Source organism: Bacillus crepusculi, assembly GCF_014764715.1.
Classification (GTDB): domain Bacteria; phylum Bacillota; class Bacilli; order Bacillales; family Bacillaceae; genus Bacillus.
In genome coordinates this window covers 91,813-98,242 of the sequence record NZ_JACXXE010000009.1, presented here as the reverse complement: position 1 = coordinate 98,242, position 6,430 = coordinate 91,813, and the positions used below count along the sequence as shown (strand labels likewise).

Sequence of the window (6,430 nt, the reverse complement as noted above, 5' to 3'; positions counted from 1 at the left end):
GCCCGCCAGCGGCTTTTCTATGTCAATTCTTTCAACACGCGCAAGTGAAACACATGGCGTGCAACATCTCCGAGCTGTCCTGTCAGCTGATGATTCGCCACCCCGCCAACAGCCGCACCGACGACCGGCATTAATTGAAACAGCTTCACAAGGTCAATGTAATCTCGATACTCCTGCTGAAAGCTGTACCAATCCATTTCCTCCCGGCTACTTTCCCAATGATCGATGACCTTCATCATCTTTTGACGATGTGCACTGCTGGAAAAGGCAAGTTGAAAGATACAGAGCAAAAAGAGCCGTTCCTCTTTTTGAGACAAATCAAAGCCATAAATACAAGCCAGTTCATAAAGACATTTCATCTTAATGCTAAGCAGCAGCGGAAAGTCTGCCATTCCAAGGAATAAACCACCTGCACCTGTTCCAATCCCTTCTAGCGCCGCTGCCTTTTGATAATACTTCACTTTCTCCTTTGCCAGCTCATTTCGTTCGACGATCGTTAATTGTTCATCGATGACTGAAAATGAAGTGAAGTGCGTCCCCGATACGGTGGATTCGACCATTGACTTGACCGCACTTGTGATGACTTGATGAAATCGAGCAGGAATTCGGCGGTTCACCTGCTGCTGAACTCCTTTTGAAAACCGTTCGAGCTTTGAAGGCTTTCTCAAAAAACGTGTTTGAAAAAGAATGGCTTCTTCATACAATTCCCGCTCAGCTGCATTCATCCGGTTCCCTCCTTGATGTCATCATACGCTCGCTGCATAGAACATATCTCCACTTATCTCATCTTTTTTAATCGACTATGGACGTAAGGCTTGAAGAGGACAAGCACAAATGCCAAGGAAATGAGAAGGGCAAGTCCACTTCCCTGCCATCCTCCTGCTCTGAATGCCGCACAGCTCAGCAAAATCGATTGGATGATGAGTACATTACGGACGAGAACAAAGAAGCTTCGATCCTTTTCTTGCTGAGCAACCGGATAAAGTGCCTGTAACGAAAGATGGGCAAAGTGCTTCGTTAACGGGACAAGCTGTACACCTGTAATAAATACGGTGAACAAAACAAGTAACGCGCCCACCCATCCTGCTGCACCTGTATACAAAATAATCAGCACAAACACGACCGTTAATCTAAACACAAGACCAAAATAGTCATTGGAACGTAAAAACGCCCTTACATACATGTAAGAAAAAGTTTTACGCTGCTCATAAGGAACAAACTGCAAGATCCAGTCCATGTACGCTCTTCTTTTCACCTGTTTCTTTAAATGAGGAACATCTGTAAATAAGTTCGCCAAACGATAAAAGCGCTGTTTCCGTTTTAATTCATCTGAAATATGCAATTCCCATTGAAAAGGTTGTTTTTTCACTGCATTTGTTAAGTAAATGAGATAAACGGCATATAAAAGATAAAAAACAATCGCAATCGCATAGGCTGCCTGTAAAACGGTATACATTAGAAACATATTCAATAAAAAACGACACACTGCATCAAGCCATCTGACGTGTTTTCCTTGAAAATAAGTGATTCTCCACTGAATCGCTGTATTCAGGCCCTTGACCAAAATCATTTGCGCCAAAATCAACACATAAAGAATAAGGTCTCCTGAAGACACAGCCGAATAAAGGGGTAGTGCAATAATCGATACGGCAATCAAAGGAAACAGCTGCGAAAGGAAGCTAAAGTTAAAGGCGTTTTTTAAATAAGGCTCCATCTTCCCTTCCAAAGGAAGCAAAAACACGAGATCTGCCTCTTTGATCAACGTACGTACGTAAGAGCTTGTCAACACCAATGAGAAAACAACTGCCATGACCCAGTATGATGGGAAGTGAGGCGGAATATGTTTAAGCCAATTACTGTACCAGCTCGCTCCTCCTGCAAGGAAAAAAATAAGTACAATAACAAGATGATCATTGAACATGTATTTTAAATATTTTCTTGTGTCTTGCACATGTTCCTCTAATCGAGATTTCCAAATGGTTTGCGTTGTTTTACTCATAGCTTTCTTCCTTTGTTAATTCCAAATAAAGATCATCGAGTGTCGCATCTCTCATGCTGAACTGTTCTCTTAGCTCTGTCAGTGTTCCTTTCGCTCTGATTTCGCCTTCATGCAAAATAATAAAGGAATCACAATAACGTTCAGCTGTCGCCAAAATATGCGTTGACATCAGCACACTAGCGCCGCTTTTCTTTGCAGCATTCATTCGTTCCAAAAGGGCATTTATCGCAAGAGGATCAAGCCCTAAAAACGGTTCATCGATGATATACAGCTCTGGCTCAACAAGGAACGCACACATAATCATGACCTTCTGCTTCATTCCCTTAGAAAAATGAGCAGGGAACCATTTCAACCGTTTCTCCATTCTAAATTCTTTCAGCAATGAGGGCAGACGTTCTTCTAGTTGTTCCTTTGAAAGACCATAAGCCATCGCTGTCAGCTCTAAATGCTCTTTTAATGTTAACTCTTCATATAAAACAGGTGTTTCTGGAATAAAGGTAAATTGCGAGCGATACGCCTCTTGATCGTCTTGAAGGGTTCGTCCATTCAGCTCAATGACACCTTTATGCGGTTTCATCAAACCGATGATATGACGAATGGTTGTGCTTTTACCCGCTCCATTTAAACCAATGAGACCGACGATTTGATTTCTTTCTAATTCAAATGAAATATTTTTCAGAACGGGATTCTTTGTATATCCACCCGTTACATCTTTTACAGTGAGAAGGGACATAAATTCGTTCCTTTCTTTCTTTTTTCCTTTATAGTAACAAAAACGAACGATAATTTGAAATGTTTACCTATAGACTAGTCATGAATAAAAAATAGGCACCTTGGTCATCATAATGTATGTAGAAGAAATGAACTTGATGACCAATAAGTAAATGAGGTGTTTGTTAAAGGCAAAGAACCGCATGACAAGTTGGTTTTTCATCTCAAAACCTTAGCTTCTGTTTTGCTTCACTGATTCTTGATTTTTGTGTCCTATACAATATGTATACGACAAACCAAAACGTCAAATGAGGTGTTTACGGCAGAAATAGCAGGCATATGAATTCTTTATTCCAGTAAATAGAGAATTCAAAAGGCGTAACGTATGAAAGCATCTGCATTTCTTCTACAGGAGCAGGATGAGCGACCAAAGGAGTTCGCTTGTCCTGTTTTCTTTTTTGCTTCTTTTTGTGATACGATAAAGGAAAAATAATGAGGAGTGACATGGCGTGAGCGACTGCATTTTTTGCAAGATCATTGATGGAGACATTCCATGCGCAAAAGTATATGAGGACGAGCATGTATTGGCTTTTCTTGATATAAGCCAAGTAACAAAAGGACATACTCTTGTCATCCCAAAAATACATAAAGAAAACATCTATGAGATGACACCAGAAGTGTCTAATCACTACTTCCAAGCGATTCCGAAAATTGCAAGGGCAATCAAACAGGAATTTGAACCAATTGGCTTAAACCTCCTGAACAACAACGGTGAAAAAGCCGGACAATCTGTGTTCCATTATCATATGCATATCATTCCGCGCTACGGCAAAGGCGATGGCTTTGGTGCCGTATGGAAGTCACATCAAGATCAATATACGTCAGAGGATTTAACAGACATTTCTTCTGCTATCCACACGCGGCTTACCTCATCTTAATAGATGAGGTTTTTTCTTATTTCTGCCCCTTTTCAGGTGCTTGCCCACTGAATAGTAAGATATTTAGAACGATTCAAATTTTTTGTCCAAATGCTTCAAATTTGTGATAGGATGGTTTTATCTTTTGATCCATTAACGCGAGAAATAGGGAGAGATTGTGATGAAGCGAACGACGAATTTTAATGCTGGTCCGGCGGCACTGCCGCTAGAAGTGCTTCAAAAAGCACAGGAAGAACTTGTTGATTTTAAACAAACCGGGATGTCTGTGATGGAGCTTTCTCATCGCAGCGGTGAATATGAAGAAGTCCACAATAAAGCAAAAGCGCTTTTGGTGGAGCTGATGGACATTCCAGAAGATTATGAAGTCCTCTTTTTACAAGGCGGAGCGAGTCTTCAATTTGCGATGATACCGATGAACTTCTTACATGAAGGCGAAACGGCTCATTTCATTCAAACAGGCGCTTGGTCAGAAAAAGCCTTGTCAGAAGCAAAAGGCTTTGGTGAAACATCTGTGTTTGCCTCAAGTGAAGATGATAATTATTCGTATATTCCAGATGTAAATGCTTCAGGTTTAACAGACGGAGCTTACTTGCACATCACATCAAACAATACGATCTTCGGCACACAGTGGAAAACGTTCCCAGACACACCAATCCCGCTCATTGCGGATATGTCCAGTGATATTCTCAGCAAAAAAATAGACGTTTCTTCATTTGATTTCATTTATGCCGGGGCACAAAAAAATCTAGGGCCTTCTGGTATCACGATTGTGATCGCGCGCAAACGTTTATTAGAGAAAGAAAAAAGCAGCACACCTAAAATATTAAAATATACAACACATGCAAAAGCCAATTCTCTTTATCACACACCACCGACGTTTGCGATTTATATGCTGTCTCTTGTCCTTGAGCATGTGAAAAATGCTGGCGGCGTAGAAGCAGCGGAAAAACGCAATGAACAAAAAGCAGCGCTTCTTTATGATACGATTGACCAAAGCGGCGGTTTTTACAAAGGACATGCACGCGCAGACAGCCGTTCGCATATGAATGTCACGTTTACCCTTCGTGATGATGCACTCACTGCGTCCTTTGTGGAGAAAGCCAAACAAGAACAGATGGTAGGACTTGCAGGACACCGCTCTGTCGGCGGATGTAGAGCCTCTATTTACAATGCGGTTTCAATTGAAGACTGCCAAAAGCTTGCGGACTTTATGAAAAAGTTCCAGCAAGAAAATGAGTAAAAAGGCTTTTCTATCGAGAAATAAATTTGTTATAATAACGAGAATAATAAAGTCATGACTCTTGCAATAAATGATGAGCCATATTATTGGAGAGTCCTATAAGAGCTTAGCAGAGGAGAGCATAGAAATGAAAACAAAAGAATTAGTGATTATGTCATTGCTTGCAGCAATGGGAGCTGTGTTGCATACGATTTTCCCGCCCATCTTTTTCGGTATGAAACCTGATATGATGCTGGTCATGATGTTTTTAAGCATCATCCTTTTTCCAAAGGTACAGCATGTAGTTGTTATTGCGCTAGTGACTGGGGTCATTTCTGCATTAACAACGGGTTTCCCAGGCGGACAAATTCCAAATATGATTGATAAACCAGTGACAGCCTTTATCTTCCTAGCCCTTTTCTTATCTTGCCAGAAGATTAAGAACAAGGTTGTGCTGACCGCTGCGTTAACTGCGATTGGAACCATCGTATCCGGCGTGATTTTCCTATCTGCCGCTTTATTGATCACTGGACTGCCAGCTGCATTACCGGCACTACTTGTAGGCGTTGTCCTGCCAGCAGCCGTTATTAATACCATCGCCATGGTATTTGTCTTCCCGATTGCTCAGTCCATTCTGAGGCGTGCAAGAATGATAGAAGTTGCTTAACGAATAACGAACCTCTTCATGTTAGATGAAGAGGTTTTTTTCATGCTTTTATAAAAGAAAAAGGGTTAACAGTAAAATGAGGAGCGAAATCCCTGCACCTGCCGCACACACAAGTGCTTTTTGCTTTAATACATGTTTTGGCGGATAAGACCCTGCATACCCAAGCTGTCTTGCATAATGAATGGAACCACCTGTGAAAACGACACCGATACACGTAAAAACGAACAGAAAGACAGACAACCTTCTCCCCTCCCTTTTCTTCAAAAGTATGCTAAAATAAAGCAAGCTATGTATGGAAGTTCAATGAAGCTGATCGTTAGCTCAGAGAGAACATGCGAATGTGTAAAATTTGACTAGAGGTGATTTGAATGGCTAGTGGACGTTCTTTATTAACAGGATTATTTGTAGGCGGTCTCCTCGGAGGTGCGGCAGTGCTCCTGACGACTCCCTCTTCTGGTAGAGATGTACGCGGAAAGATGAAAGACAGCTATGACAAATTCGAAGATACACTGACAAGATTAAAAAGAGATGGACAAGCTTTAAAAGAGCAAATTGTTGAAACGGCAAAAGAAAGTGCAGAGGTCATTAAAGAAGTCGGGACTGAATTGCAAACATCGATTCAGCAATGGCGCGAGGAAATAAAACCTCATCAGCAGGACTTACAAAAGGAAATTCAGGAAATTGAGGAAAAGCTCAAACAACTGGAGAAAACCTTACAAAACTAATATACTCACAAATAAATATTCGTTTACAAAAGTGTGCGGGGTGCGTATCCCGCACTTTTTTTGTTGAAAAAAGGTTATTTTGTCAATGTTTTTCATGACTTTTAAAAATTCTTGAATTTTCAGCTTTATTAATCTTTATTTTATTGGCATAATAGAATTACAAGAAAAAGA

The 6,430-nt window shown here is 40.8% G+C and carries 8 protein-coding genes; 4 read left to right on the top strand and 4 right to left on the bottom strand.

What is annotated here, in order from left to right; translation table 11 throughout:
* Positions 1-17: 17 nt before the first annotated feature.
* From IEE86_RS15285 to IEE86_RS15275, 3 genes are read right to left on the bottom strand one after another with little or no spacing between them, the layout of a single operon-like run.
* Positions 18-725, bottom strand: coding sequence for an EcsC family protein (locus IEE86_RS15285; RefSeq protein ID WP_191097987.1), 708 nt, complete (start codon positions 723-725; stop codon positions 18-20).
* Between the two features lie 53 nt (positions 726-778).
* Positions 779-1,999 carry an ABC transporter permease gene (locus tag IEE86_RS15280; RefSeq protein ID WP_191097986.1) on the bottom strand — a complete coding sequence of 407 codons (1,221 nt, stop codon included), beginning with the start codon at positions 1,997-1,999 and terminating at the stop codon, positions 779-781.
* Positions 1,992-2,732 carry an ABC transporter ATP-binding protein gene (locus IEE86_RS15275; RefSeq protein WP_191097985.1) on the bottom strand — a complete coding sequence of 247 codons (741 nt, stop codon included), beginning with the start codon at positions 2,730-2,732 and terminating at the stop codon, positions 1,992-1,994. The genes IEE86_RS15280 and IEE86_RS15275 overlap by 8 nt, the downstream gene beginning before the upstream one ends.
* 487 nt (positions 2,733-3,219) lie before the next feature.
* On the opposite strand from IEE86_RS15275, the gene IEE86_RS15270 reads away from it, so the two are divergent.
* From IEE86_RS15270 to IEE86_RS15260, 3 genes are all read left to right on the top strand, one after another.
* On the top strand, positions 3,220-3,648 hold the full coding sequence (locus IEE86_RS15270; RefSeq protein WP_191097984.1) for an HIT family protein: 429 nt from the start codon (positions 3,220-3,222) through the stop codon (positions 3,646-3,648).
* Between the two features lie 160 nt (positions 3,649-3,808).
* Complete coding sequence (gene serC, locus IEE86_RS15265) at positions 3,809-4,888, top strand: 3-phosphoserine/phosphohydroxythreonine transaminase (RefSeq protein ID WP_191097983.1); 1,080 nt, start codon at positions 3,809-3,811, stop codon at positions 4,886-4,888.
* A 127-nt stretch (positions 4,889-5,015) separates the two neighbouring features.
* Positions 5,016-5,534, top strand: a complete 519-nt coding sequence (locus IEE86_RS15260) for a tryptophan transporter (protein WP_191097982.1) — start codon at positions 5,016-5,018, stop codon at positions 5,532-5,534.
* A gap of 48 nt (positions 5,535-5,582) precedes the next feature.
* Here IEE86_RS15260 and yhzF read toward each other — a convergent pair whose 3' ends face one another.
* Positions 5,583-5,774, bottom strand: coding sequence for a membrane protein YhzF (gene yhzF / locus IEE86_RS15255; RefSeq protein ID WP_003211362.1), 192 nt, complete (start codon positions 5,772-5,774; stop codon positions 5,583-5,585).
* 128 nt (positions 5,775-5,902) lie between these two features.
* Here yhzF and IEE86_RS15250 point away from each other — a divergent pair, with 128 nt between their 5' ends.
* Complete coding sequence (locus IEE86_RS15250) at positions 5,903-6,259, top strand: YtxH domain-containing protein (RefSeq protein ID WP_191097981.1); 357 nt, start codon at positions 5,903-5,905, stop codon at positions 6,257-6,259.
* Positions 6,260-6,430: the final 171 nt, after the last annotated feature.

Coding starts and splice junctions, on each gene's coding strand:
- IEE86_RS15285 (WP_191097987.1), bottom strand. CDS start 725: ATGAATGCAGCTGAGCGGGAATTGTATGAAGAAGCCATTCTTTTTCAA.
- IEE86_RS15280 (WP_191097986.1), bottom strand. CDS start 1,999: ATGAGTAAAACAACGCAAACCATTTGGAAATCTCGATTAGAGGAACAT.
- IEE86_RS15275 (WP_191097985.1), bottom strand. CDS start 2,732: ATGTCCCTTCTCACTGTAAAAGATGTAACGGGTGGATATACAAAGAAT.
- serC (WP_191097983.1), top strand. CDS start 3,809: ATGAAGCGAACGACGAATTTTAATGCTGGTCCGGCGGCACTGCCGCTA.
- IEE86_RS15260 (WP_191097982.1), top strand. CDS start 5,016: ATGAAAACAAAAGAATTAGTGATTATGTCATTGCTTGCAGCAATGGGA.
- IEE86_RS15250 (WP_191097981.1), top strand. CDS start 5,903: ATGGCTAGTGGACGTTCTTTATTAACAGGATTATTTGTAGGCGGTCTC.